The sequence below is a fragment of the Novosphingobium sp. FW305-C-111 genome, assembly GCF_058783565.1.
The window spans coordinates 116066-140515 of record NZ_JBYSYP010000010.1 but is presented as its reverse complement, the minus strand read 5'-3'; the positions used below and the strand labels follow the sequence as shown (position 1 = coordinate 140515).

Genomic DNA, 24450 nt, shown 5'->3' with positions numbered 1-24450 from the left:
GTTGGCAACCATGCGGGCTTGGACCAGAACCCTTGGTAAGCATCTGATGCAACAGACAGGGTAGTAGCACATGCTCAATTCGAAATCCGCACCGATAGACTGGGCAGCCACTGGGACAATGATCCAAGGGATCGGCACACTAATTGGCGCGATTGCAGTGATCATCGCAGCTGCTATCGGAGGCGGAACGCTGCGCTCTTGGCGGCGGCAGCAAATGCTCCAGCGTCACATGGATCTAGCAGATCGGATATTCACTGCGGCAGTGAAAGCCAAGCAGGAGATTAACTCAGTTCGCTCACCGTGGAAGGATGGTTCCGAGTTACATGAAGCTGGCAAAACTCTAGAAGCCAACGGCCTCGCCAAATCTAGTTTCAGTGATGCAGAGTGGCGACGAATGGAGAGCGCCCAAGTTTCATTGGATAGGATAAATAGATGCCACTCCACATGGTCGGACTTAGAAGCCCTCAAGCACTCGGCATACGTCCATTTTGGCGCTGAAATTTCAGAAAAGATCGAAACTATTTTGCATCAGGTTCATATCATCCGAGTAGATGCGCTAGCATATGCTGAGGGCTTCGGGGACAACCAAGAATTTCGGAAAAAGCTCATGAACTCGCTGTCTTGGGGTCGACCCACGGGCGAGATAGATGAAATGGGCAAGACGATCGACGATGCTGTTAACGGTATCGAAGAGAGGTTTAAGCCCCTCCTGAGGGACGCAGCCAACGCCACCCAGAAGATAATCATGGAAGCCGTAGCAAAGTCGATTTTCTCAGGCCCACTTAGAATACTGGGATTCTGATTCTCACGGCGCCGTCACCCCATGCCGCTCCAGGAACCGGAACATCGTCTCGTACAGGTGCTGGCTCACCTTAGGTCCCGAGATCCGGTGGGTGTACCCGGGATAGAGCATCATCTCGAACGGCACCGCCTCGCCCTGGAGCTTGGCGATGATCGCGCTCGAGTTTTCGAACACCACGTTGTCGTCGGCCATGCCGTGGATGATCAGCAGCGGGTCGGAAATCTTGGCGGTGTCGGCGAGCGCGTTGGACTTCGCGTAGACATCGGGCTCGGTCTTCGGATTGCCGAGATAGCGTTCGGTGTAGTGGGTGTCGTAAAGCTCCCACTTGGTCACCGGTGCGACGGCGATCGCCGCGGCATAGGCGCCGGGGTTCGCCTCGAGCATCTTGATCGACATGTAGCCGCCGTATGACCAGCCGAAGGTGGCGATCTTGGCGGGATCGACATAGCTCTGCTGCTTGAGCCAGTTTGCCCCGGCGAGCTGGTCCTCCACCTCGACCGCGCCCATCGCCCGGTACAGCGTCGAAGCAAACGCCACGCCGCGATTTTCAGAGCCGCGATTGTCGATCTCGAAATAGATGAAGCCCTTGTCGACGATCGCCTGCGGCAGCGTACCCTGCCACGCCTTCGACACGACCTGGCTGGTCGGCCCGCCGTAGTGACCGAAGAACACCGGGTAACGCTTGCCGGGCTCGAGCGGCGGCGTGATCATCATCCAGTGGAGCGGGGTGCCGTCCGCCGCCGGGATCGTCCCGAAGGTCGTCTCGCGGTGACTGGCGAGGTAGGGCGCATAAGGATGCGATGCGTCGAGCTTGTTCTCCTCGACCCACGCAAGGCGCTTGCCGGCGGTGTCGGCGATGTAGCTCTGCGAAGGCTGGGTCGGCGACGAGCGGCCGATGACCAGCGTCTTGCCGGCCTTGTCCATGCTCGCGGTGTTCCACCAGCCGGCTTCGGTCAGCTGCGTGAGCCTGCCCGGTGCCTTGAGGTCGAGCGCATAGACCTGCTGCGCAAGCACGTCGTCGCGGTTGCCGGTGAAGTAGACGCGGCCCGCCTCTTCATCGACCCCGGCGAGCCCGGTGACGACCCACTTGCCTTTGGTCAGCTGCTGCCACCTGCCGCCCTTGAAGCGGTAGAGATGGCCGAAGCCGTCGCGCTGCGACCACCAGATCAGGCTGCCGTCCTTGAGGAAGCGGTAATTGTCGGTGAGGTCGATCCAGTGCTTTGCCGCGGCTTTTTCGGTGAACAGCACGCGGCTCTTGCCGGTGGCCGGATCGACGCTGAGCATGTCGAGCACGGTCTGGGCGCGGTTCTGGCGCTGGACGTAGAGCGTCTTGCCATCGGGCGCCCAGTCGACCCGGGCGAGGTAGATGTCCTTGTCGGCGCCGAGGTCGACCTCGACCCGCCCTGACCCGTCGGGCTTCATCACGAACAGCTGCACGGCGGCGTTCGGCGTGCCGGCGGCGGGGTAGCGCTGCTGGAAGGTCTTGGTGTCCTCCGCGCCGATCGCGGTGCGGGTAACGACGCCGACCTGCGCCTCGTCGAAGCGTTCGACCGCGATCCGGTCGTCGGCTGGCGACCACCAGTAGCCGGTCATCCGCGCCATTTCCTCCTGCGCGACGAACTCGGCCTCGCCCCAGTGGACGGTGTCGGAGGTCTCCGCCGGAGTCACCGGCTGCGCCGCCGCGCCGCCGACCGGTCCGGTCCACAGGCGGTTGTCGCGCACGAACGAGACGTAGCCGCCCTTGGGGCTCAGCTTGGGGTTGAGTTCGCCCTCGCTGGTTTCGGTGAGGCGGCTGACCTTGCCGTCGATCCCGGCGAGGAACAGGTCGCCGTCGATCGGCACGAGGATCGACTTCGCGTCGGCCGACCAGTCATAGGTCACGATGCCCTTGAGGTCGCCGATCCGCTGGCGCTCGCGCTGCATCTTCTCCGCCTCGGACAGTTCCTTGCCCGAGCCGAGCTTGAGGCTGTCCACTAGCATGGTCCACTGCCCGCTGGTCCGGTCGAAGCCCCACAGGTCATAGCGCTCGCGGTCGTCGGCGCGGTTCCTGAGCAGCGCGATCCAGCGCCCGTCGGGCGAAAGCTTGACGCTGCGCGGCGCGGGGCCGTTGAGGCTGGGGCTGGCAAAGACGCGCTCGAAAGTGAGCTTCGTCTCGCCCTGCGGTGAGGGGGCTTCGGTCATGCTGCCATCCTGGGCGAAAGCGGGAACGGTGGAAAGCGCGGCCAATGCGGCGGCGGCAAGCAGGAATGGGCGCATCGGTTCTTGGCGAATCCCGGACAAAAGAAAAAGGCGCCCCGGCGGGTGTGCCGGGACGCCTTTCCTTAAAGCCGGTTTCGCCTGAAACCAACCGCCTTTTCGGCGATCAGCCCTCGGTGCGGACCACCTTGCGCTCGGCGATGCGGGCGCGCTTGCCGGTGCGGCCACGCAGGTAGTACAGCTTGGCACGGCGCACGACGCCGCGGCGGACCACGGTGATGCTCTCGATGTTCGGCGAGTACAGCGGGAAGACGCGTTCCACGCCCTCGCCGAAGCTCATCTTGCGAACGGTGAAGTTCGAGCCGAAGCCCTTGTTGGCGCGGGCGATGCACACGCCTTCGTAGTTCTGCACGCGGGTGCGGTCGCCTTCGACGACCTTCACGCCGACGCGAAGGGTGTCGCCCGGGCGGAAGTCCGGAATGTCCTTGGCGGCCTTGGCAATTTCCTCGGCCTCGATCTGCTGGATCAGGTTCACTGGTCCTCAGTCCTTCTTTTCACGCCGCGCGCCAGAGGCAGACTGGACCCGAGCGCCCTCATGGCGCTCCCAAAGATCCGGCCTGCGTAACCGTGTATCGATCTCGGACTGCAGCTTTCGCCACGCCGCGATCTTCGCATGATCCCCCGATCGCAGCACTTCAGGGATCGTGCGCCCTTCCCATTCCTGGGGTCGGGTGTAGTGCGGGTATTCGAGGAGGCCGTTCTCGAACGACTCCTCGGTCCCGCTCGAAGCGGCGCCCATTACGCCGGGAAGCAGGCGAATGCAAGCGTCGAGCAGCATCAACGCCGCCGGCTCTCCGCCCGACAGGACGATGTCGCCGACCGAGACTTCCTCGACATCACGGCCTTCGAAGATCCGTTCGTCGAAACCCTCGAACCGCCCGCACAGCAGGATGACACCGGGACCGGCCGCCAGCTCGCGCACGCGCGCCTGGGTAAGCGGCTTGCCGCGGGGGGTGAGCGCGATGACGGGGCGCCTGAGCACCTCCCCTTGAGGGGAGGGGTTGGGGTGGGGCGTCTCCGCGAACGCCGCGCCTGCCGGAGAGTCCCCACCCCCGGCCCCTCCCCTGAAGGGGTGGGGAGCACCCCGCGCAAAGTCCACCGCCTTCGCCAGCACATCGACCCGCAGCACCATCCCAGCCCCGCCGCCGGCCGGGGTATCGTCCACGGTCCGGTGCTTGTCCGCGGCAAAATCGCGGATCTGCACCGCATCGAGCGCCCACGTCCCCTCCACCAGCGCCCGCCCGGCCAGGCTGACGCCGAGCGGACCGGGGAACATCTCCGGGTAGAGGGTGAGGACGGTGGCCTTGAAGGTCATCGCTGAACACCACAGTCAGCAGGAGGAGGCAGATTCCGTCGACCAATTGCGACACCAAAAACTGCGACTGGCAACCCAATCACCATTGCGAGAAAGCTCAGACCGATCAGCATGACCCCACCCGCCAACGCCATCCCGCATGAGTCGACATTGCATGGTCCCGAGGATGAACCTAGAGTTGCAAACAAGCCGAATACGGAAACAACCAAAGGAATTGGCAAGCATGCAGTCAGTGCAGCTCGGCCCCGAGACCAGTTGGGCCGAAGACGACCGGCGACCCATCCGGGACCGATAGGAAATAGTAAGATAGCTGCAAGGATCAGCCAGTCCGCTGTCAGCATGTCCAGTTCTCAACCACCAACCCCGGCATATCCGCGAAATCCGCCTCGTTGTTCGTCACCACCGTCGCCCCGATGCTCAGCGCATGGGCGGCGAGCAGGCGGTCGAAGCGGGCGCGTTTGAATGGCAGTCTCGCATAGGCGCGCGCTGCGGGCTCATCAAAGGGAAGGATCGGTATCGCCGTCACGAAAGCCTCCAGCACATCCGGCGGCGGTGGCTTCTGCAGTTGGACGCCCAGCGCGATTTCCGAGAAGCTGATGGCCGAGATCGCAATATCGCCCGGCTCGCAATCAGCGATCCGCGCGTTTACCGGCGAGGCGGCGTCGCTCATCGCGTAAATCGCCGAGTCCGCATCGATAAGGTAGCGGATCACGCCTCGCCAGCCGCCTTGCGCGCTGCTTCACGTGCGGCGATCGTGCTGGGCCGCTCTTCGAACTCCTTCAGTTCGGGGGGCAGAGGCTTCAGTCCCGGCGCCTTGCCGGCGAACCCGCTGATGTCGATCTTCCGCCGCGGCGCGTTTTCCGGTTCGACGTGGAACCCGGCGCGGTCTTCGCGCAGGACCATGGTCGAACCTTCCGTCAGGCCCAGTTCCTTGGGCAGGCGCAGCGCGAGCGAATTGCCCGACTTGAACACCTTGGCCCGGTACTCCTTGCCCATCGGGGCCTCCTGTATATACAGCCTGTATATACAGCGCGCTCAAGGGAACCGCAAGGTCGGCCCCAGCACCGCCGCGAAGGCGAGGCTCGCCGCAAGACCCGCCGCGAACAGCGGCCAGCCTCGCCCGACCGTGAACGCTCGCGCCTCGCCCGCAGCGTGCGTGGCGTAACCGATCGAGATCAGCCCGGCCTTGCCGCCGAAACTTGCCGCAGTAGCGGAGGCGAGGGTGACGAACAGGCCGATCGGATTGGGCAGGCTGGCCAGCACCGCGGCCAGGCACAGCGTCGCATAGAAACCGTGGGCCACCCTGCGGCGGGCGGTCTTCGTTTCCGGCCCCTGCCCGATCATGCTGTTCAGCGTCTTCATGCCGACCTTGACGAGATGCCAATAGGCCATGACGCCGCCCAGCGCGAAGACCACGCGCCACACCCAGGCATAAGGCAACGGCCCAATCCCGCCGTCACCGTCCGGGCCAAGGTCGCCGATTCCGCTGACCCCTGAGAAGAGGAAGTATCCAGCCGCGCTGAAGGTCAGGCTCAGCCAGACGTACCAACCGACGAGCCGGGCCAGGTCCCCTTTGAGCAGCTTGCGCCAGACGAGGAACGCCAGCGCGCCAAGGCCGGCATCGACCGCCATGCCCGCCACCGCGACAAGGCGGCGGGCCGTATCGGTCGGACTATCGCAGGTGACATAGAACGCCCCGACCTCGACCAGTCGCCCGCCGGTCGCGGCGCACATCGCCGCATGCCCCCCGATCTCGTGAGCCATCGTCAGCAGTGGCATCAGCAGCAGAGCGAGGCCCGTCACCGTCACGAGGTCGATCTGCGGCTTGCCCATGCTATTCCCCTGCAATTCAGCCCGCCACGCTATCGCGTGCGCGGCATCCGCACCAAGCAAAGCATGTCCGGATCGGGCGTTACCGGAACGCGTCCAGATCCGGCGGCGTTTCCTCGCGGGTCCAGTTGCGCTCCATGATGTAGGCGGTCGGCAGCCCGACCAGCAGCGCGATCACTGCCGCACCAAACAGGATCGCCGCCGCCGCGCCGCCGTCTTCCGCACCCGATGCCGCCCAAAGCGGAATGGCCATCGCCAGCAGGCCGGCTCCGAAAGCGGACAGCGCGATCCGGGTGCGCGGGGCAAGCCGCTCGCGCCACAGCCTGAGCAGCAGCATCAGCCCCGCGGCGATGGCGGCGGGGAGGAACAGGAGGAAGACCGCGGCGAAGATGAGCGCCATCGCTCAATCCTGTGCGTAAGCCGCCTCGATGACAAGCCGCTCGCCCCATTCGGGTACGGCTTCCGGGCGCATCGGCACCATGAACTTCTTGCCGGTGGGGCGCTGGATCTCGACCACATCGCCCGCGCCGAAGTTCTCCACCGCGACGCATGTGCCAAGGTCCTCGCCGCTCGTGGAGACGGCAGGAAGTCCGATCAGGTCGGCGTAGTAGTATTCGCCCTCGCCCAGCGGCGGAAGCGCCGAGCGCGCGACGGTGAGCGCGGTGCCGCGCAGGCGTTCGGCGGCGGTGCGGTCGGTGACTTCGGCGAACCGCGCGATCGCGCCGCCCTTGCCGTCGTCCTTGAGCTTGTCCAGCGTGAGCGTGGAATCGTTGAAGGCGCGGAAGCGCCTGAGCGCCGCCACGCCTTCACCGAACAGCTTGAGCCGGACCTCGCCCGTCACTCCGTGCGCGCCAATGATGGCGGCGAGGGTGACAGGCCGGTCGTTCGCCAAGGATCAGCCCTCGGCCGGTTCCTGGGCGCTTTCGCCCGAAACTTCACCAGCGTCGCCGGCGTCCGTGTTCGGGGTCGCTTCGTTGGCTTCTTCAGCCACCGGAGCTTCCTCGGCCGGAGCGGCGGCCGCGGCGGCTTCTTCAGCCTCGCGGGCCTTCTCGGCGCGCTCTTCGGCGCGGTCCTTGGCCTTGGCGCCGGGCTCGCCCTTCTTCGGGTTCACGGTCGGGGCGCGTTCCTTGATCCCGGCCTTGTCGAGCATGCGGGCAACGCGGTCGGTCGGCTGGGCACCGACGCCGAGCCAGTAGCGGACGCGATCCTCGACGAGGCGGACACGGTTCTCGTCATCCTTGGCGAGGAGCGGGTTGTAGGTGCCGACCTGCTCCAGGTACTTGCCGTCGCGCGGGGCGCGGCTGTTGGAAACGACGACCTTGTAATACGGGCGCTTTTTGGAACCGCCGCGCGAAAGACGAAGGGAAACTGCCATTGAACTTACCTTTCAACAAATCTGGATAGGTCTGAAAATCACTTCTTGAGAAGATCGCCGAGGTTGGGCGGAAGCGAACCGCCGCCGAGGCCCGGGAGCGAGGGACCGCCCCCGCCGACGCCGGGGCCGGCACCGCCGCCAAGACCCGGCATGGCCGCGCCGAGGCCGCCCTTGCCGAACATCGCAGCAAGCCCCTTGAGCCCGCCCATCTTCCTGATCTGCTTCATCGCCTTGCCCATTTCCTGGTGCATCTTGATGAGCTTGTTGATGTCCTGCACCTGGGTGCCGGAACCCTTGGCAATGCGGATCTTGCGCTTGGCGTTCAGCAGTTCGGGCCTGGCGCGCTCCTTCGGCGTCATCGAGCCGATGATCGCGTCGAGGTGGACCAGCACCTTGTCGTCCATGCCCGAGTTGGCCATCGCCGCCTTGGCCTTCTTCATGCCCGGCATCATGCCCGCGAGCATCCCGAGCCCGCCCATGTTCTGCATCTGGCGCAGCTGCATGCGCAGGTCGTTCATGTCGAACTGACCCTTGGCCATGCGCTGGGCGAGGCGCTCGGCGTCCTCCGCCTCGATCGTCGCAGCGGCCTTTTCGACCAGCGAGACCACGTCGCCCATGCCGAGGATGCGGTTGGCGACGCGGGCCGGGTGGAACGGCTCGATCGCGTCGAGCTTTTCGCCGGTGGCCGCGAACTTGATCGGCTTGCCGGTGACCGCGCGCATCGACAGCGCCGCGCCGCCGCGGGCATCGCCGTCCATGCGGGTGAGGACCACGCCGGTGAGGCTGACCTCGCCGGTGAAGCTCTGCGCGACGTTGACCGCGTCCTGCCCGGTCAGGGCATCGACGACGAGCAGCGTTTCCTTCGGTGCCGAGACGGCGGCGACCGCCTTCATCTCGTCCATCAGCGCCTGGTCGACGTGGAGCCGGCCGGCGGTGTCGAGCAGGAGGACGTCGACCGCCTGGAGCTTGGCCGAATGGAGCGCGCGGTTGGCGATCTCGACCGGGGTCTGGCCCGGCACGATCGGCAGGGTGGCGACCCCGGCCTGTTCGCCGAGCACCTTGAGCTGTTCCTGCGCGGCCGGGCGGTTGACGTCGAGCGACGCCATCAGGACCTTCTTGCCCTGCTTCTCGCGCAGCAGCTTGCCGATCTTGGCGGTGCTGGTGGTCTTGCCCGAACCCTGCAGGCCGACCATCATGATCACCACCGGCGGCGCGGCGTTAAGATCGAGCTCGGCTGTTTCCGGCCCGAGCATATCGACCAGCGCGTCGTTGACGATCTTGACGACCTGCTGGCCCGGCGTGACCGAACGGAGCACGTCCTGGCCGACCGCGGCCTCGGTCACCCGGTCGATGAAGCGGCGGACCACCGGGAGCGCGACGTCGGCTTCGAGCAGCGCGATCCGGACCTCGCGCATCGCCGCGCGGACGTCCTCCTCGCGAAGCGCGCCGCGGCCGCGCAGGCGATCGAACACCCCGCCAAGCCGGTCTGAAAGACTGTCGAACACGCGCACGTCCACTTCGCTCGCCCGTAACGCGAAAAACGCCGGTGGGCGAAACCTCGCCGACCAGCGTGCCACGTATAGGGCATGACTTTCGATCGGTTCCGGGCGGAGTCCGCCCCGAACTTGCCCGCGCCCCTACTCTTCGCGCCGGTAAATGGCAAGGCCGCATTGTCCGCAGGCGCACGGGCAACCACTGCTTAACCGAATTTTCACGACGATTCCTGCATGAACGCCGGCGACCGGGGCCGAAGGAACCTGGATTGGGGCATGGCACGCATGGGGAAACAGGCAGGCGGCGACGCGCGCAAGTCCGAACCGATCGGACGGGCGGAACGCGACATCGTCGCGCTGGGAATCGTCACTGCGGCGATCCTCCTGTTCGTCGGCACCGGCAGCGCGGTCCTGGGCCGGGCCATCAGCGCGTGGTTCGGCCACGGCCCGCAGCCGGACCGGCTGCTTGGCATTACCGTCCTGCTCAATATCGCGCTGATCATCTTCGGCTGGCGCCGCTACCGGGAGCTGACGCACGAGGTGGGCGAACGGCGCAAGGCCGAAGCGACCGCCAACCGCCTCGCCCAGATCGATCCGCTCACCGACTGCCTCAACCGCCGCAGCACCGGCGAAGCGAGCAGAAACATCCTGCGCGAAGCACAATCCCGCGGCCACCTCGTCGTCTCGATGATGGTCGATCTCGACAAGTTCAAGTCGATCAACGACGTTCACGGCCACGCCGCCGGCGATGCCATGCTGGTCGAAACCGCCCGCCGCATCCGCGCGCTGCTCCCCCAGGGCGCGATCCTCGCCCGGATCGGCGGCGACGAATTCGCCTGCATCGTGCCCTTCGATCCTGCACACCGCGACGATATCGACCAGCTGGCGAGCCGCCTGATCGAGACGATCTCGCGGCCCTGCGAGTTTTCCGGGCTGCAGCTCGACACCTCCGCATCGGTCGGCCTCGCCGCGAGCGACGCGCTGCCCGAAGGCATCGCCGATGCCGGCGACGCGCTGCTCCACATGGCCGACATCGCCATGTACCAGGCCAAGAAGCGCGGGCGGAACCGATACTTCTGGTACGATCCCGGGATGGAGCGCGAACTGCGTTTCCGCGGCGAGCTCGAAGGGCGCATCCGCGTCGGCGTCGCCCACGGCGAGTTCGTGCCCTATTACGAAAAGCAGATCGACCTCGCGACCGGCGAGCTGACCGGGTTCGAAATGCTCGCCCGCTGGCACTCGCCCGATCACGGCGTCATCAGCCCCGAATTGTTCATCCCGATCGCCGAGGAAATCGGCGTGATCGGCGAACTTTCCGAGAGCCTGATCCGCCAGGCGCTGCGCGACGCCCGCGAGTGGGACCCGCGCCTGACCCTGTCGGTGAACATCTCGCCGGTCCAGCTGCGCGATCCGTGGTTTGCGCAGAAGATTCTCAAGCTGCTGGTCGAGGCGAACTTTCCGCCCAGCCGTCTGGACATCGAGATCACCGAGACCAGCCTGCACGAGAATATCGGGGTGGTCCGCTCGCTCGTCACCAGCCTCAAGAACCAGGGCGTGCAGATCAGCCTGGACGATTTCGGCACCGGCTATTCCAGCCTCGCCCAGCTGCGCTCGCTGCCGTTCGACCGGATCAAGATCGACCGCAGCTTCGTCTCCACGCTCGGCTCGAGCAAGGAGAGCGAAACGATCATCAAGGCGATCTCCTCGCTGGGCGAGGGGATGAACCTGCCGATTACCGCCGAGGGCATCGAAAACCCGCAAGTGCTCGAAGCGCTGCGCCGCTACGGCAACTTCAAGGGCCAGGGCTATCTCTACGGCCACCCGGAATCGGCCGAGACCGTCCGCGCGATGCTGGCGGAGGAGAACCTCCTGATCGCGCCTGCCCAGCTCGCGGGGCCGGACGGCGAATCGCTGCCGCTGCGCAAGGCGCAGTAACCTCCCGCCACTCCCAAGTTGCGGTTCCGCGCCGCTGCGCCTAGATCGCGGGCCATGCGCGTCCCGTTCCGCAAGATGCATGGCCTCGGCAACGACTTCGTGGTGATCGACACCCGCGAGGCGCCGCTCGCCATGTCGGCCCGCCGCGCCGCCGCGCTGGCCGACCGCCACACCGGGATCGGCTGCGACCAGCTCATCGTGATCGAGGCGTCCGACGTCGCCACGGTGCGAATGCGGATCTTCAACCACGACGGCAGCGAGGTCGAGGCCTGCGGCAACGCGACCCGTGCGGTCGGCCTGCTTCTGGGCGGCGACAGCACGATCGAGACCCTCGGCGGGCTGCTCAGCGCGCGCAATGCCGGGGACGGGGTTTCCGTCGACATGGGCAAGCCGCGCTTCGGCTGGAACGACATCCCCGTCGCCTACGCGATGGACACGCTCGAGATGCCGGTCGGCTGGGAAGATCTTGAAGGGCCTGTCGGCGTCAACGTCGGCAATCCGCACGCGATCTTCTTCGTGCGCGACTGCGACGAGGTCGAGCTCGACCGGCTCGGCCCGCTGATCGAGCATGACCCGCTGTTTCCCGAACGCGTCAACGTCAACGTCGCCACCATCGAGGACGAGGGCCGCATCCGCCTGCGGGTGTGGGAGCGCGGCGCCGGGCTCACCCGCGCCTGCGGCACCGGGGCCTGCGCGACCGCCGTCGCGGCAATGCGGCGCAAGCTGGTCGGCCCGGAAGTGACGGTCGAACTGCCGGGCGGCGATCTCGTCATCGCCTGGCGCGACGGCGGCACGATCACCATGACCGGCCCCGCCACGCTCGCCTTCGAAGGCCAGTTCGAGAGCGCCGACTATCCCTTATGACCGCTGAAGTCGTGACCCTCGGCTGCCGGCTCAACCTTGCCGAGAGCGAGGCGATCCGCGCCCTGCTGGCGGACCAGCCCGACACGGTCGTCGTCAACTCCTGCGCTGTGACGGCGGAAGCAGTGCGCACCACCCGCCAGGCCATCCGCCGCCTGCGAAAGCGCCGCCCGGAAGCGCGGTTGCTCGTCACCGGCTGCGCCGCGACGATCGAGGCCGACGCGCTCGCGGCGATGCCGGAGGTCGACGGGCTGGTGGGCAATGCGGGGAAGCTCGATCTTTCGAGCTACGTCCCGCAACCTCAAACACCGTTGCGTCCCCGCGCAGGCGGGGACCTCGGGAAACCAAGCGGACCGCGCGAAGGATGGAGGTCCCCGCCTTCGCGGGGACGCGGTGAAGGTGTTGAGAAACCAGCCCACACCCGCGCCTTCGTGCCCGTCCAGACCGGCTGCGACCACGCCTGCACCTTCTGCGTGATCCCCCAGGGGCGCGGGGCGAGCGTTTCGACGCCGATCGCCGAAGTCCTGCGCTCCATCGAAAGCCACTTCGCCAACGGAACCCGCGAGATCGTCCTCACCGGGGTCGATGTCACCGGCTGGGGCGCGGACCTGCCGGGCAGCCCGCGCCTCGGCACCCTCGTCGCCGCGATCCTGCGCGCGTTCCCCGCCCTCCCCCGCCTGCGCCTGTCCTCGCTCGACGGGGTGGAGATCGACCCGCTGCTGTTCGAGCTGCTGACTGGCGAGGCGCGGGTCATGCCGCACGTCCACCTTTCGCTCCAGTCGGGCGACGACATGGTGCTCAAGCGGATGAAGCGGCGGCACTCGCGCGCCGATGCGATCCGCCTGGCCGAACGCCTTCACGCCGCACGGCCCGAAATCGCCATCGGCGCAGACCTTATCGCCGGCTTCCCGACCGAGACCGACGCGATGCACACGAACAACCTGAGCATCGTCCGCGCGTGCGGCGTCGTCCACGGCCATGTCTTCCCCTACTCCTCCCGCCCCGGCACGCCCGCCGCGCGGATGCCGCAGGTGCCGCCGCGGCTGGTGCGCGAGCGCGCTGCCGAACTGCGCGCCGCCGTCGCGGCGGAGCGCACGCGCTGGCTCGCCGGGCTGGTCGGCCAGACCCGCGAAGTGCTTGCCGAACGCGACGGGACCGGCCATTCGGGCGAATTCGCACCCTACCGCCTCCCGCCGGGAACCCCGGCCGGCGTGCTGGTTTCACTGACGCCGAACGGACTCGAGGAAGGATTGCTGGCATGAGCGGGGAAAGCTGGACAAGTCGCCTGCTCGGCGGCTTCCGCAAGACCTCGGAGCGGCTCTCCGACAACCTCGGCGGGATCGTCGCCAAGGCGAAGCTCGACGAGGACCTGCTCGACGAGATCGAGGACGCGCTGATCCTCTCCGACCTCGGCCCGCGCGCCGCCGCCCGCATCCGCGAGCGCCTCGCCGCCGAAAAGTTCGAGCGCGGCCTTTCGGACGAGGCGCTGCGCGAGGTCGTCGCGAACGAGATAGCCGCGATCCTGCGCCCGGTGGCCAAGCCGCTCGAGATCGTCGCGTTCCCGCGCCCGCAGGTGATCCTGGTGATCGGCGTCAACGGATCGGGCAAGACCACCACCATCGCCAAGCTCGCCCACCTGTTCCAGGAACAGGACTACGGCGTGATGCTCGCCGCCGGCGACACCTTCCGCGCCGCCGCGATTGGCCAGCTCAAGGTCTGGGCCGACCGGCTGGGCGTGCCCATCGTCACCGGGCCGGAAGGCGGCGATCCGGCGGCGATCGTGTTCGACGCGGTCAAGCGGGCGACCGACACCGGCATCGACACCCTGATCGTCGACACCGCCGGACGCCTCCACAACAAGCGCGAGCTGATGGACGAGCTCGCCAAGGTCCGCCGCGTGCTGGGCAAGCTCAACCCGGAAGCGCCGCACGACGTGGTGCTGGTGCTCGACGCGACCAACGGCCAGAACGCGCTCCAGCAGATCGAGATCTTCAAGGAAGTCGCCGGCGTCACCGGGCTGATCATGACCAAGCTCGACGGCACCGCCCGCGGCGGCGTGCTGGTCGCGGCGGCGGAGCAATACGGCCTGCCGATCCACGCGATCGGCGTCGGCGAGAAGATCGACGACCTGCGCCCGTTCGATCCGGACCTTCTCGCCAAGGTGATCGCTGGGGTTTTGCGGTGAACCCCGCCCCCGCACATCCGTCCGTTCTGAGCTTGTCGAAGGACAGTTCTTCCTTCGGCCCCGCCCTGAAGAAAGGGCGGCCCTTCGACAAGCTCAGGGCAGACGGGTAAGGGTGCTTGAATATGACTGAAATCGCTGCCGCAAAACCCAAGCCCAAGTCCTCGTGGCTCAATCTCGTGGTCGACTACGGTCCGCTGCTGGTGTTCTTCCTCGCCTACCGGCACTTCACCCCGTCGGACGACACCTCCGGCGTCGGCTCGGTGATCGCCGTGACCAAGGGGACCATCGCGTTCATGGTCGCCACGGTGATTGCGCTGGTCGTGTCGAAATGGCGGCTGGGGCGGATCTCACCGATGCTGTGGCTGTCGACGGTGCTGATCCTCGCGTTCGGCACGCTGACGGTGCTGCTGGGCGATCCATTCTGGATCCAGGTCAAGCCGACCGCCATCTACCTGCTGTTCGCGACCTTCCTGTTCGCCGGCCTGCTGCGCGGCAAGGCGCTTCTCAAGATCCTGCTCGAATCCGCCTTCGACGGACTGAGTGACGAGGGCTGGCTCAAGCTCTCGCGCAACTGGGCGCTGTTCTTCCTGTTTCTCGCCGGGCTCAACGAGGTGCTGCGCCACGTGCTGACCTTCGACGGCTGGCTCCAGGCCAAGCTGTGGGGGGTGACGGCGCTGTCGTTCCTGTTCACCTTTTCCCAGATCCCGATGCTGCTGAAGCACGGCCTTGGCGCGGAAGCCGAGGTCGAGGTCGAGCAGAACCCGCCGCACGACTGAGTGCCGTAACGTCGCGGTGGGGGAAACATGGCATAAACCATGTGACAAATGCCGCATCCTCCATAATATGCGCCCCGCTCCTTCCCGGTCCGCCGGGCAAGAACAAGGGACGCAATTAGGGGGAATTCTTCATGGCCAAGTTCTTCGGTAACCTGCACCTCGTGCTGGTGGTCGGGCTCATTGCCGCGATCGCGGTGATGCTCGCCTTCGCTCCGTCGGCCCCGGTCGACGCCAACTCGATCCTGCGCTGGCTCCACGTGTTCTTCGGCATCCTGTGGATCGGCCTGCTGTACTACCTGAACTTCGTCCAGGTCCCGACGATGCCGTCGATCCCGGCCGAGCAGAAGGGCGCGATCACCGGGCACATCGCGCCGAAGGTGTTCTTCTTCTTCCGCTATGCCGCGCTGCTCACCGTCCTGACCGGCCTCGGCATCGCGTTCGTCATGGGTTACGGCCACGAAGCGCTGACCCTGACCGGCGAAGGCAACGTCAAGCTGATCGGCATCGGCATGTGGCTTGCGCTGATCATGGCGTTCAACGTGTGGTTCATCATCTGGCCGGCCCAGAAGAAGATCCTCGGCATCGTGGAAGCCACGGCAGAGGAAAAGGCTGCGGCCGCTCCGCGCGCGCTGTACGCCAGCCGCACCAACGTGCTGCTGTCGCTGCCGATGCTGTATTGCATGGCCAGCGCCAACCTCGGCTGATCCAGCCAGGCTGAAATGCGGCGAGGGCGCGGGAGCGAAGGCTTCCGCGCCCTTTCTTTTGCGCGTTTTCCACAAGGTTCCCGCTCCACTTTGTCACCACCCGCGGAACCAACACGGATCGTCGCCGTTTACGGCCTTCGCAGGGGGTGTCCTGCATCGACAGTAACGGACCTGAGGATTTCATATATGCGCAAGTTTGCCCTTCTCGCCGTCGCCATGACCGCCGGCCTCGGCCTCGCCGCCTGCTCGGAAAAGACCCAGGACGCGACCGAAGCCGCCGCCTCGTCGGCCGGTGACGACGTCGCCGGTGCCGCCGCCGCCGCCGGCGACGCGGTCGAGGCCGGTGCGACCAAGGCCGCCGACGCGGTCGACAAGGCCGCCGCCAAGACCGACGAAATGGGCGACAAGGCCGCCGACAAGGCTGCCGAGGCCGAAGCCAGCCTCCACAACGAATCCAAGGCTGAAGCGAAGCGCGACTAACCTCCCGCTTCGTTCAACGGAAGGCGCGGCATCTCCCTGGGTGCCGCGCCTTTTTGTTTGGGCGCGGGGGGGTGTGCCCTATACCGCTCCAGTGAAATGGGCGGCGCGCTGATGCCTTCCAGCGCAGCGTGCCTCAGATCTCGACCTGGCTGCCCAGCTCGACGACGCGGTTGGTCGGCAGGCGGAAGAACTCCATCGCGCTCGCGGCATTGCGCAGCATCCACGCGAACAGCTTTTCCCGCCAGATCGCCATCCCCGGCTTGGACGAAGCGATCAGGGTCTGGCGCGACAGGAAGAAGCTGGTCTTCATCATGTCGAACGGTTCGCCGCACATCGACACGCCCTTGAGCGTGGCGGGCACGTCGGTCTCCTCGAGGAAGCCGAAGCGCAGGACCACGCGGTAGAAGCCCTGGCCCATGTCCTTGACCGCCGAGCGCTCCTCGGCATCGACGTAAGGAACGTCTTCGATCAGCACGGTCAGGATCACCACCCGTTCGTGCAGCACCTTGTTGTGCTTGATATTGTGGAGCAGTGCCGAGGGCACGCCCTGGCTGGTCGAGGCCATGAACACCGCCGTGCCGGACACGCGCGCCGCGCTCGAATGCGCGGACTTGGCGAAGACCTCCATCGGGATCGAGCCCTCGGCCATGTTCTGCCGCATCAGCGCCCGCCCGCGCGACCAGGTCGTCAGCAGCGTGAAGATGGCGAGCCCCATGACCAGCGGCACCCAGCCGCCGTCGGGGATCTTGGTGGTATTGGCGCCAAGGTAGGCCGCGTCGATCACGAAGAACAGCGCGAGCAGCGGGACCGCGTAGACAGGCTTCCAGTTCCACAGCTTGAACAGGACGACCGCCAGCAGGAAGTTGTCGATCAGCATCGCGCCGGTGACCGCGATGCCATAGGCCGCGGTCAGGTTGGCCGAGCGCTGGAATACCAGCACCAGCAGGATCACCGCGATCATCAGCGCCCAGTTTATCACCGGAATGTAGATCTGCCCCGCCGCGGTCGAAGTGTGCTTGATCGACATGCGCGGGATGAAGCCGAGCTGGATCGCCTGCTGGGTCACCGAGAACGCGCCGGAAATGACCGCCTGCGAGGCGATGATCGCCGCCGCGCTGGCAATCAGCAGCAGCGGCCACTGGAACCAGTCAGGCGCGAGGAAATAGAACGGGCTCTCCAGCGCCGGCGCGCCCATCCGCACCAGCAGCGAGGCCTGGCCGAGATAGTTGATCACCAGCGCGGGCAGGACGAACGCGAGCCAGGATACCCGGATCGGATTGCGCCCGAAGTGGCCCATGTCGGCATAGAGCGCCTCGGCCCCGGTCACCGCCAGCACGGCCGAGCCCATCGCGAGGAAGCCGTGCCACGGATCGGCGATGAACATCGCCACCGCGTAATGCGGGCTGAGCGCGGTCAGGACCTGCGGCATCTGCGCGATCGAGATCGCGCCGAGCACCGAAATCACCGCGAAATAGAGCAGCATGATCGGGCCGAAGAAGGCGGCGACCTTTTCCGTGCCACGGCTCTGGATCATGAACAGGAACACCAGGATGCCGACGACGATCGGCACGACGAGGTGGCTGAGGCCGGGGTTGTAGACCGCGATGCCCTCGATCGCGCCGAGGACCGACACGGCCGGGGTGATCATGCTGTCGCCATAGAACAGCGCGGTGGCGAACACGCCGAGCAGGATGATCCCTGCGCCCCAGCGCCGGGTCGAGGTGTGGTGGTTGATCAGCGCCAGCAGCGCGAGGCTGCCGCCCTCGCCCTTGTTGTCCGCCCGCATGATCACCGAGACATACTTCAGCGTCACGATGATCATCATCGACCAGAACATCAGGCTGATGATGCCGTAGATGTGGAGCAGGTCCATCGGCAGCGGATGGTGTTCGTTGGCGAACGTGTCGCGCAGCGCGTAGAGCGGGCTGGTACCGATGTCGCCGAAGACGACACCGATCGCGCCGACCGCCATCTTGAGCAGTCCGCCGTTGTGATGATGGCCGTGCCCGTATCCCGGGGAGGCGGAATCGTCAACGCCTCGGTCGGGATCGACGCCCGGCTGGATCACCGCTTCACTCATGGACAAATGCCCCAAAAACGCGCGACTCAGCCGCAATGGCTGCGGCGCTTAGCAACCGGCGATAGCGCCCGCAATGCGCGCCGCAAAGGCTGACAACGCCAGCCCGGTGCGGTCCGTTCCTTCCGTTACGGCGCACCCGACTCCAAGGCTTCCGGCGAAGGTGACGGCTTGGCCCCTGCCGGGTCGGTCAGAGCGGGCCCGACCATCGAATCGATGCGTGCGATCTTGGCCTCCAGGTCCTTGCGCCACGGTGCGTCGGCGGGCGAGCGGTCGAGCAGTTCCTTCCACACCGCGCGCGCCTCCGGCAACCGCCCCGACTGGGCGAGCGCGAGACCGAAGAAGAACGGCGGTCCGGGATGTTCGGGGCTGATGTCGGCCGCCTTCTGGAAGGCGAACTGCGCGGCCGGACTGATCATCCCGTCGCTGTGGCCGACGAGCGAATTGCCGAGCGCGACCCACAGGTCCGCGTCCTGGGGGTTCTCCTTCACCGCCTTGCCCAGGACGGTCGCCGCCGCGCCGTACTGGCCGTTGCGCGAGAGGCCGTCGGCCAGCACCATCCAGCTCTGCCCCCCGCCGGTCTGCTCGCTCATCGACTGGCGCGCCTTGATCAGCGCCTCGTCGGCGGCCTTCTGGTTCTCGACCGCCTCCTTGGGCGCGCCGGCCTGCCCGGGATGACCCTGAAAGGCATAGCCGGCAAGCCCGACGAACAGTGCGGTCCCTGCCAGCTCCCAGCCGGCCCGCGGCAGCTTGAGCACGAAGGCCAGCAGCACGAACAGCGCCGCGGCGACGAGCAGGACGACGATCCAGGTCATGATGGCGTTCCTTCCTTCGCGCCCGGTTTGCCTCCCAGCTTGAACCTCCGCCGCAGCAGCACCGCGGCGAGCAGGAGCAGGAACACCGGCGCGGCGAACAGCGGCCAGGTGTTGGCCCGCAGCTGCGGGGTATAGGTGACGTAATCACCGTAGCTCTGAATCAGCCACTGGCGGATCGCCTCGGGCTCTTCACCCGCCTTGATCCGGGTGCGGACGACGTCGCGCATGTCGCCGGCCATCGGCGCGTCGCTGTCGGCGATCGACTGGCTCTGGCACTGGAGACAGCGCAGCGTCTCCATCAGCGCCTGCGCCTTGGCCTCCTGCCGCGGGTCCTCGAGCTGCTTGTAGGCATAAGGCGCGGGAGGAAGGAGATCGTCGGCATGAGCAGGCACGGCCAGCATCAGGGCCAGTGCAGCGAAAAGCCAGCGCATCACTGCTCCGCCTCCTTCAGCTTGTCGAGGATCAGCTGGACATCTTCCGGCCGGATTTCGCCGAGGTGCTGGTAGCGGATGATCCCCTTGGCATCGACCACGAAGGTCTCCGGCACGCCCGAGGAGCCCAGCGCGAACTGGACCCGGCTGCGGTCATCGCCGCCGATCCGGGCATAGGGGTTGCCATTGCGGGCGAGGAAACCGGCAAGGTCCTGCGGCCGGTCGCGCACTGCGACGCCGTCAATCTCGACGCCGAGCTCGCGCAGCTTCTCGAGCTGCGGGGCCTCGACCGTGCAGGGAATGCACCACGAGGCGAAGATGTTGAGCAGGCGCGGCTTGCCGCCGGTCATCTGCGCGGTGCTGAGGCCCGGGCGGCTGTCGGTCGCCGGCGGCAGGTCGAACACGGGCAGCGGCTTGCCGACCATCGCGCTTTCGACGTTGCGGTCCGCCGGCCAGAGCAGCCCGACGAGGACCAGTGCGAAGAACCCGCCGAACAGCGCCAGCGGGAGCCAGCGGGCGAAGCCGGGCTTGGGCTTGTCCGCGCTCATCGGCCCTGCCGCTCCCGGCGGTAGGCGATCTTGCCCTCGGCGCGCAGGCGCTTGACATCGCGCGCCACCCGCCCGATCAGCGCCAGCAGCCCGCCCAGCGCGACCAGCAGGCCGCCGTACCAGATCATCGGCACGAACGGTTTCCACCACAGCCGCAGCTGCCAGCGACCGTCATCGCCCTCTTCGCCGAGCACGGTGTAAAGCTGCCCGTTCCAGCGGGTGACCAGGGCAGACTCGGTTCGAGTCCCCGGCGGCGAGCTGAAGTTGCGCGCCTGCGGATGGGTGAGGATCGGAGCGGCGCCGGCATAGCTTGCCGAAAGCTCCGCCTCGAGCGCGGTCCAGTTGGGGCCGGCAACCGGGCGGATGTCCTTGAAGGTGATCTCCCACGGGCCGACCTGCTGCTTGTCGCCGACATTGAGGGCGGCGAGCTTCTCGGTCGAGAACGCGCTGTCGGCGGCCATGCCGAACAGCGAGACGGCGATACCGAAGTGGCTCACCACCATGCCCCAGGTCGGCAGCGGGGTGCGGCGCAGGTTGCGGCCGACCAGCGGCAGGAAGCTTGCGACGGCGAGACCGGCGGCAAATGCGATGCCCGCGGCGTGGAACAGCTTGATGCCCGGGAAGAGCAGCACAACCAGCAGCAGGGTTCCCGTCCCGACCAGCGCCGGGACCGCGACCGGGAGGGTGATCCGCCCGCCCGAATCCTGCCGCCAGCGCAGCAACGGGCCGACCGCCATGACCAGCAGCATCGGAAACACGAAGATCGCCGAGACCGGGTTGAAGTACGGCGGGCCGACCGAAACCTTGGTCCCCATCGCCTCGGTCAGCAGCGGATAGAGCGTGCCGATCAGGACGATGCCGAGCACACCGCACAGCATGACGTTGTTGAACACCAGGCTCGCCTCGCGGCTGACCAGGCTGAAGCGGGCGCCCTCGCTCACGGTGGCGGCTCGCACCCCGAACAGCGCCAGCGCGCCGCCGATGTAGATCGTCAGGAGGACGAGGATGAAGCTGCCGCGCTCCGGGTCGACCGCAAAGGCATGGACCGACGTCAGGATGCCCGAGCGTACCAGGAAGGTGCCGACCATCGACATCGAGAAGGCGATGACGCCCAGCATCACCGTCCACACCCGCAGCGCATTGCGCGCCGCGAGGACCGAGGCCGAATGGAGCAGCGCGGTCGCGGCGAGCCAGGGCATGAGGCTGGCGTTCTCGACCGGATCCCAGAACCACCAGCCGCCCCAGCCGAGCGTGTAGTAGGCCCAGTAGGAACCGGCGGCGATCCCGATGGTCAGGAAGATCCACGCCCCCAGCACCCACGGCCGCATCGCCCGGGCGAACGCCGGCCCGACGTCGCGGGTCACCAGTGCACCGATCGCGAAGCTGAAGGCGATCGAAAGACCGACGTAGCCGACGTAAAGCGTCGGCGGGTGGAACGCGAGGCCGATGTCCTGCAGCAGCGGGTTGAGCCCGTTGCCCTCGGCCGCCGGTGCGGGCAGGCGTTCGAACGGGTTCGAAGAGAAGAGCAGGAAGGCATAGAAGCCGAGGCTGACGAACGCCTGCCCGGCCAGCGTGGCGATCAGCGTATCCTCGCGCAGGCGCTTCTCGACGAGGGCGACGAACCCGCCGGCGAGGCCCATGATCGTCACCCACAGCAGCATAGAGCCTTCGTGGTTGCCCCAGGTACCGGCCAGCTTGAAGATGAAGGGTTTGAGCGAGTGGCTGTTTTCGGCCACCAGCTTGACCGAGAGGTCCGTCGTCAGGAACAGCCAGATCAGCGCAAGGAACGAGGCGCCGCACAGCAGCCCCTGCACCACCGCTACCGGGCGCACGACGCCGGCGAGCGCCTCGCCGCTCGGACGCAGCGACAGCGCGCCGGCAACGAGCTGCAGCACGGCAAGCGCCGCGGCCATCCACAACATGGCGAGACCGAGCTCGGCGATCATTTCGTTTCTTCCACCACCGACTTGGCCTGCGCCTCGGTCATGTCCTTCATTTCGCGCGGAACGTAGTTCTCGTCATGCTTGGCGAGCAGGTTGTCGGCGACGAACACGTCCCCCTCCATCCGCCCCTCGGCGACGACGCCGGAGCCTTCGACAAACAGGTCGGGCGTGATGCCCTTGAAGTGGACCTTCACCCGCGCGGTGCCGTCACCGACGATGAAATCGCGGGTGACACCGTCGGCCTGGGTCGTGAGCGAGCCCTTCTCGACCATGCCGCCCAGCCGGATCGCGCGGCCCTGCTCGGGCGGGTTGGCGACGAGGTCCTTCGGCACATAGAAATAGGCGGCCTGGCTTTTCAGCGCATAGGCAGCGAGCAGCCCGGCCCCTACCAGCGCGACGAGCGCGACGACGACCAGGACCAGCCGCTGGTGCTTGGGTTTGATCGCACTCATCGCTGGCCTATCGCTCCCTCGATTTGTCGCGCCGCTTTTCCGCGCGGCGCATGGCGGTGAGCGCCCAGGCGATCATCATCACCGTGCCGGTGACCCCGACGACGTAGGCGGCGGCAACGAAGTGCCATTGCTGGAGACCTTCGCTCATGACGTCACGCGAGCGCCTTGCGGCGCAGGCGCGCCTCGGTCTGGATCTCGGCCAGCAGCATGCGCATGCGGGCGAGCACGACCCCGCCAAAGATCAGCGAGAAGCCCAGCGCCGCGATCAGCAGCGGCCACAGGAACGCCGGGTCGATCGCCGACTTGCCCATGGTGATCGAGGGCGGCTGGTGCAGGCTGTTCCACCACACCACCGAACGGTTGATGATCGGAATGTTGATCGCGCCGACGAGCCCGAAGATCGCGGTGATCCGGCTCGCTCCGCCGCCCGCCGCCGCGTCCTTCTGCGCCGCACCGGCGAGCGCGATATAGCCGAAATAGAGGAACAGCAGCACGAGGAAGCTGGTCAGCCGTCCGTCCCACACCCACCAGGTTCCCCAGGTCGGCCGCGCCCAGATCGAGCCGGTGGCGAGGCAGACCGCGGTGAACACGGCGCCCGGCACGGCCGCCGCGCGCGCGGCAATCCCGGCGAGCGGGTGCCGCCAGACGAGCTCGACGAGGCTGGCGATCGCGATGGTCGACCACCCGGCCATGCCCAGCCAGGCGGAAGGAACGTGGATGTAGAGGATCCGAACCGTCTGGCCCATCAGGCGATCGGCGGGTGCGTGAAGCAGGCCCCAGAGCAAGGCTCCACCGGCCAGTACGCCGCCGGTAACCAGCAGCAACGGCATCAGCCAGCGCGCAAGGCGCAGGAACCGGGCGGGATTGGCGAAACCGTGCATCTGCGCGGACTTGGGATCCTCAGGACACCGACGACCCCCGCCGCCGGACAGCGCCGGTCTGTGCCATTGCCCGCGGGTTCGGGCAAGGGGATAGAGTGTCGCAAGCGCACATTATCGCGCCCCCGCACACGCGGTGACCTCGTGCCGGCTATGGTCCGCTTGATTGATCGAGGTCCCCGCCTTCGCGGGGACGCACCCTGATTCTAAATCAGCGCCCGATCAGCTTCTGCGCCATCCGGTCGGCGACCACGTCGGCGCTCACGCCGCTGGCGTCGCTTTCCCGCCAGATCGTTTCGAGCCGCCCGGGGATCTGCGCCAGCCGCGAACGCACCTCGTTGATGTCGCAAGGGCTGCCCTGCTCGCGCGCCAGGTATTCCAAGGTCACCGAGATGATCCCGCCGGCGTTGATCACATAGTCTGGCGCATAGAGGATGCCCCGCGCCGCCAGCGCCGCGCCGTGTTCGGGCCGGGCCAGCTGGTTGTTCGCCCCGCCTGCGACGATCGGCGTGTCGAGCCGGGCGATACCCGCGTCATCGAGGACCGCGCCCAGCGCGTTGGGGCTGAAGACGTCGCACGACACGGCCATGATGGCATCCGCCGCAACCTGCTTTGCGCCCAGTTCGCTCGCCAGCGCCGCGGCGCGGTCGTGGTTGACGTCGGCGAGAGTGAGCTTCGCGCCGTCCTTGGCGAGCAGCCGCGCGACCCCGCCGCCGACCGAGCCGGTGCCCTGAACCGCGACGTGGACGCCGGCGACGCTGTCCTTGCCGAGCTTGTGCGCGACCGCCGCCTTGATGCCGAGATAGATGCCCATCGCCGTGAACGGACCGGGATCGCCGCCGGCCGCGCCGCTGTCCGGATTGGGCAAACCGGTGACATAGCGCGTGCGCTGCGACACCGCGACCATGTCCGCCTCGTTGATGCCGACGTCCTCGGCGGTGATGTAGCGCCCGCCCAGCGCCTCGATCGCATCGCCGAACGCGGCCAGCATCGCCGGGGTCTTGGTGCGATTGGCGTCGGCAAGGATCACGGCCTTGCCGCCGCCGACCGGCAGGCCGGCCATCGCGTTCTTGTAACTCATCCCCCGCGACAGGCGCAGCGCGTCGCGCATCGCCATCGCCGGGTCGGGATAGTGCCAGAACCGGGTGCCGCCCGCGCCGGGGCCGAGGTGCGTCGAATGAATTGCGAAGATCGCGGTCAGGCCGCTCTTCCGGTCGCGGACGACCTCCACCACTTCGTGATCGTCGTAATCCGCTTCGGTCCAGAATGCAGGCACCGCATGCTCCCCTGTTGG

The 24450-nt window shown here is 67.0% G+C and carries 27 protein-coding genes; 8 read left to right on the top strand and 19 right to left on the bottom strand.

All coding sequences use genetic code 11. The features are described from left to right. Positions 1–118 precede the first annotated feature (118 nt). Positions 119–802, top strand: a complete 684-nt coding sequence (locus tag AC3WLD_RS12945; RefSeq protein WP_492557380.1) for a hypothetical protein — start codon at positions 119–121, stop codon at positions 800–802. Positions 803–805: 3 nt separating this feature from the next. Here AC3WLD_RS12945 and AC3WLD_RS12940 read toward each other — a convergent pair whose 3' ends face one another. The 10 genes from AC3WLD_RS12940 to ffh all read right to left on the bottom strand — a co-directional run bounded on the left by AC3WLD_RS12940 (position 806) and on the right by ffh (position 9083). Further along, positions 806–3058, bottom strand: a complete 2253-nt coding sequence (locus tag AC3WLD_RS12940; protein WP_492557379.1) for a S9 family peptidase — start codon at positions 3056–3058, stop codon at positions 806–808. Positions 3059–3164: 106 nt separating this feature from the next. Next, positions 3165–3533, bottom strand: coding sequence for a 50S ribosomal protein L19 (rplS, locus tag AC3WLD_RS12935; protein WP_492557378.1), 369 nt, complete (start codon positions 3531–3533; stop codon positions 3165–3167). Positions 3534–3539: 6 nt separating this feature from the next. After that, positions 3540–4373, bottom strand: coding sequence for a tRNA (guanosine(37)-N1)-methyltransferase TrmD (gene trmD, locus AC3WLD_RS12930; protein WP_492557377.1), 834 nt, complete (start codon positions 4371–4373; stop codon positions 3540–3542). Between the two features lie 334 nt (positions 4374–4707). Continuing rightward, positions 4708–5085 carry a type II toxin-antitoxin system VapC family toxin gene (locus AC3WLD_RS12925; RefSeq protein WP_492557376.1) on the bottom strand — a complete coding sequence of 126 codons (378 nt, stop codon included), beginning with the start codon at positions 5083–5085 and terminating at the stop codon, positions 4708–4710. Continuing rightward, entirely contained in the window at positions 5082–5369 is a 288-nt protein-coding gene (locus AC3WLD_RS12920; RefSeq protein WP_492557375.1) for an AbrB/MazE/SpoVT family DNA-binding domain-containing protein, read from the bottom strand. The genes AC3WLD_RS12925 and AC3WLD_RS12920 overlap by 4 nt, the downstream gene beginning before the upstream one ends. A gap of 39 nt (positions 5370–5408) precedes the next feature. Continuing rightward, positions 5409–6206, bottom strand: coding sequence for a hypothetical protein (locus AC3WLD_RS12915; protein ID WP_492557374.1), 798 nt, complete (start codon positions 6204–6206; stop codon positions 5409–5411). A gap of 79 nt (positions 6207–6285) precedes the next feature. Beyond that, positions 6286–6603, bottom strand: a complete 318-nt coding sequence (locus AC3WLD_RS12910) for a hypothetical protein (RefSeq protein WP_492557373.1) — start codon at positions 6601–6603, stop codon at positions 6286–6288. A gap of 3 nt (positions 6604–6606) precedes the next feature. Further along, positions 6607–7095 carry a ribosome maturation factor RimM gene (rimM, locus tag AC3WLD_RS12905; RefSeq protein ID WP_492557372.1) on the bottom strand — a complete coding sequence of 163 codons (489 nt, stop codon included), beginning with the start codon at positions 7093–7095 and terminating at the stop codon, positions 6607–6609. Between the two features lie 3 nt (positions 7096–7098). Beyond that, a complete protein-coding gene (rpsP, locus tag AC3WLD_RS12900; RefSeq protein ID WP_492557371.1) occupies positions 7099–7578 on the bottom strand; it encodes a 30S ribosomal protein S16 in 480 nt (159 codons plus the stop codon). Between the two features lie 38 nt (positions 7579–7616). After that, a complete protein-coding gene (gene ffh / locus AC3WLD_RS12895; RefSeq protein ID WP_492557407.1) occupies positions 7617–9083 on the bottom strand; it encodes a signal recognition particle protein in 1467 nt (488 codons plus the stop codon). A gap of 273 nt (positions 9084–9356) precedes the next feature. Between ffh and AC3WLD_RS12890 the strand changes: the two genes are divergently transcribed. From AC3WLD_RS12890 to AC3WLD_RS12860, 7 genes are all read left to right on the top strand, one after another. Next, on the top strand, positions 9357–11006 hold the full coding sequence (locus AC3WLD_RS12890; RefSeq protein ID WP_492557370.1) for a putative bifunctional diguanylate cyclase/phosphodiesterase: 1650 nt from the start codon (positions 9357–9359) through the stop codon (positions 11004–11006). Positions 11007–11060: 54 nt separating this feature from the next. Continuing rightward, positions 11061–11870: a diaminopimelate epimerase gene (gene dapF, locus AC3WLD_RS12885; RefSeq protein ID WP_492557369.1), complete on the top strand. Its 810-nt coding sequence runs from the start codon at positions 11061–11063 to the stop codon at positions 11868–11870. Beyond that, a complete protein-coding gene (locus AC3WLD_RS12880) occupies positions 11867–13129 on the top strand; it encodes a MiaB/RimO family radical SAM methylthiotransferase (protein WP_492557368.1) in 1263 nt (420 codons plus the stop codon). The genes dapF and AC3WLD_RS12880 overlap by 4 nt, the downstream gene beginning before the upstream one ends. Further along, entirely contained in the window at positions 13126–14052 is a 927-nt protein-coding gene (gene ftsY / locus AC3WLD_RS12875; protein WP_492557367.1) for a signal recognition particle-docking protein FtsY, read from the top strand. The genes AC3WLD_RS12880 and ftsY overlap by 4 nt, the downstream gene beginning before the upstream one ends. Before the next feature lie 122 nt (positions 14053–14174). Further along, entirely contained in the window at positions 14175–14828 is a 654-nt protein-coding gene (locus tag AC3WLD_RS12870; RefSeq protein ID WP_492557366.1) for an inner membrane-spanning protein YciB, read from the top strand. 131 nt (positions 14829–14959) lie between these two features. Next, positions 14960–15532: a urate hydroxylase PuuD gene (locus tag AC3WLD_RS12865; RefSeq protein ID WP_492557365.1), complete on the top strand. Its 573-nt coding sequence runs from the start codon at positions 14960–14962 to the stop codon at positions 15530–15532. 186 nt (positions 15533–15718) lie between these two features. After that, entirely contained in the window at positions 15719–16012 is a 294-nt protein-coding gene (locus AC3WLD_RS12860; RefSeq protein ID WP_492557364.1) for a hypothetical protein, read from the top strand. A 133-nt stretch (positions 16013–16145) separates the two neighbouring features. On the opposite strand, the gene AC3WLD_RS12855 is transcribed toward AC3WLD_RS12860, so the two are convergent. The 9 genes from AC3WLD_RS12855 to AC3WLD_RS12815 form a co-directional block, all read right to left on the bottom strand. Then, positions 16146–18092: a potassium transporter Kup gene (locus tag AC3WLD_RS12855; RefSeq protein ID WP_492557363.1), complete on the bottom strand. Its 1947-nt coding sequence runs from the start codon at positions 18090–18092 to the stop codon at positions 16146–16148. Between the two features lie 125 nt (positions 18093–18217). Next, the gene (locus AC3WLD_RS12850) at positions 18218–18904 is read right to left on the bottom strand and encodes a tetratricopeptide repeat protein (RefSeq protein WP_492557362.1); all 687 of its coding nucleotides are present in this window, start codon (positions 18902–18904) and stop codon (positions 18218–18220) included. Further along, positions 18901–19335 (bottom strand): cytochrome c-type biogenesis protein, encoded by a 435-nt coding sequence (locus tag AC3WLD_RS12845; RefSeq protein ID WP_492557361.1) that lies wholly within the window; start codon positions 19333–19335, stop codon positions 18901–18903. The genes AC3WLD_RS12850 and AC3WLD_RS12845 overlap by 4 nt, the downstream gene beginning before the upstream one ends. Continuing rightward, positions 19335–19883, bottom strand: a complete 549-nt coding sequence (locus tag AC3WLD_RS12840) for a DsbE family thiol:disulfide interchange protein (RefSeq protein WP_492557360.1) — start codon at positions 19881–19883, stop codon at positions 19335–19337. Before AC3WLD_RS12840 ends, AC3WLD_RS12845 begins: the two co-directional genes overlap by 1 nt. Beyond that, a complete protein-coding gene (locus AC3WLD_RS12835; protein ID WP_492557359.1) occupies positions 19880–21829 on the bottom strand; it encodes a heme lyase CcmF/NrfE family subunit in 1950 nt (649 codons plus the stop codon). Before AC3WLD_RS12835 ends, AC3WLD_RS12840 begins: the two co-directional genes overlap by 4 nt. Next, positions 21826–22278 (bottom strand): cytochrome c maturation protein CcmE, encoded by a 453-nt coding sequence (gene ccmE, locus AC3WLD_RS12830; protein ID WP_492557358.1) that lies wholly within the window; start codon positions 22276–22278, stop codon positions 21826–21828. The genes AC3WLD_RS12835 and ccmE overlap by 4 nt, the downstream gene beginning before the upstream one ends. A 7-nt stretch (positions 22279–22285) precedes the next feature. Further along, the gene (locus AC3WLD_RS12825) at positions 22286–22426 is read right to left on the bottom strand and encodes a hypothetical protein (protein WP_492557357.1); all 141 of its coding nucleotides are present in this window, start codon (positions 22424–22426) and stop codon (positions 22286–22288) included. A gap of 4 nt (positions 22427–22430) precedes the next feature. After that, on the bottom strand, positions 22431–23159 hold the full coding sequence (gene ccmC, locus AC3WLD_RS12820; RefSeq protein ID WP_492557356.1) for a heme ABC transporter permease CcmC: 729 nt from the start codon (positions 23157–23159) through the stop codon (positions 22431–22433). 208 nt (positions 23160–23367) lie between these two features. Further along, positions 23368–24432, bottom strand: coding sequence for a Leu/Phe/Val dehydrogenase (locus tag AC3WLD_RS12815; protein WP_492557355.1), 1065 nt, complete (start codon positions 24430–24432; stop codon positions 23368–23370). Between the last annotated feature and the right edge of the window lie 18 nt (positions 24433–24450).

Excerpts from the sequence above, each read along its gene's own strand:
- AC3WLD_RS12945 (WP_492557380.1), top strand. The coding sequence starts at position 119 with ATGATCCAAGGGATCGGCACACTAATTGGCGCGATTGCAGTGATCATC.
- AC3WLD_RS12870 (WP_492557366.1), top strand. The coding sequence starts at position 14,175 with ATGACTGAAATCGCTGCCGCAAAACCCAAGCCCAAGTCCTCGTGGCTC.
- ftsY (WP_492557367.1), top strand. The coding sequence starts at position 13,126 with ATGAGCGGGGAAAGCTGGACAAGTCGCCTGCTCGGCGGCTTCCGCAAG.
- AC3WLD_RS12910 (WP_492557373.1), bottom strand. The coding sequence starts at position 6,603 with ATGGCGCTCATCTTCGCCGCGGTCTTCCTCCTGTTCCTCCCCGCCGCC.
- AC3WLD_RS12855 (WP_492557363.1), bottom strand. The coding sequence starts at position 18,092 with ATGAGTGAAGCGGTGATCCAGCCGGGCGTCGATCCCGACCGAGGCGTT.
- AC3WLD_RS12890 (WP_492557370.1), top strand. The coding sequence starts at position 9,357 with ATGGGGAAACAGGCAGGCGGCGACGCGCGCAAGTCCGAACCGATCGGA.
- AC3WLD_RS12940 (WP_492557379.1), bottom strand. The coding sequence starts at position 3,058 with ATGCGCCCATTCCTGCTTGCCGCCGCCGCATTGGCCGCGCTTTCCACC.
- AC3WLD_RS12915 (WP_492557374.1), bottom strand. The coding sequence starts at position 6,206 with ATGGGCAAGCCGCAGATCGACCTCGTGACGGTGACGGGCCTCGCTCTG.
- AC3WLD_RS12845 (WP_492557361.1), bottom strand. The coding sequence starts at position 19,335 with ATGCGCTGGCTTTTCGCTGCACTGGCCCTGATGCTGGCCGTGCCTGCT.
- AC3WLD_RS12835 (WP_492557359.1), bottom strand. The coding sequence starts at position 21,829 with ATGATCGCCGAGCTCGGTCTCGCCATGTTGTGGATGGCCGCGGCGCTT.
- rpsP (WP_492557371.1), bottom strand. The coding sequence starts at position 7,578 with ATGGCAGTTTCCCTTCGTCTTTCGCGCGGCGGTTCCAAAAAGCGCCCG.
- ccmE (WP_492557358.1), bottom strand. The coding sequence starts at position 22,278 with ATGAGTGCGATCAAACCCAAGCACCAGCGGCTGGTCCTGGTCGTCGTC.
- AC3WLD_RS12920 (WP_492557375.1), bottom strand. The coding sequence starts at position 5,369 with ATGGGCAAGGAGTACCGGGCCAAGGTGTTCAAGTCGGGCAATTCGCTC.
- AC3WLD_RS12840 (WP_492557360.1), bottom strand. The coding sequence starts at position 19,883 with ATGAGCGCGGACAAGCCCAAGCCCGGCTTCGCCCGCTGGCTCCCGCTG.
- AC3WLD_RS12860 (WP_492557364.1), top strand. The coding sequence starts at position 15,719 with ATGCGCAAGTTTGCCCTTCTCGCCGTCGCCATGACCGCCGGCCTCGGC.
- dapF (WP_492557369.1), top strand. The coding sequence starts at position 11,061 with ATGCGCGTCCCGTTCCGCAAGATGCATGGCCTCGGCAACGACTTCGTG.
- AC3WLD_RS12880 (WP_492557368.1), top strand. The coding sequence starts at position 11,867 with ATGACCGCTGAAGTCGTGACCCTCGGCTGCCGGCTCAACCTTGCCGAG.
- AC3WLD_RS12850 (WP_492557362.1), bottom strand. The coding sequence starts at position 18,904 with ATGACCTGGATCGTCGTCCTGCTCGTCGCCGCGGCGCTGTTCGTGCTG.
- AC3WLD_RS12865 (WP_492557365.1), top strand. The coding sequence starts at position 14,960 with ATGGCCAAGTTCTTCGGTAACCTGCACCTCGTGCTGGTGGTCGGGCTC.
- trmD (WP_492557377.1), bottom strand. The coding sequence starts at position 4,373 with ATGACCTTCAAGGCCACCGTCCTCACCCTCTACCCGGAGATGTTCCCC.
- ccmC (WP_492557356.1), bottom strand. The coding sequence starts at position 23,159 with ATGCACGGTTTCGCCAATCCCGCCCGGTTCCTGCGCCTTGCGCGCTGG.
- AC3WLD_RS12825 (WP_492557357.1), bottom strand. The coding sequence starts at position 22,426 with ATGAGCGAAGGTCTCCAGCAATGGCACTTCGTTGCCGCCGCCTACGTC.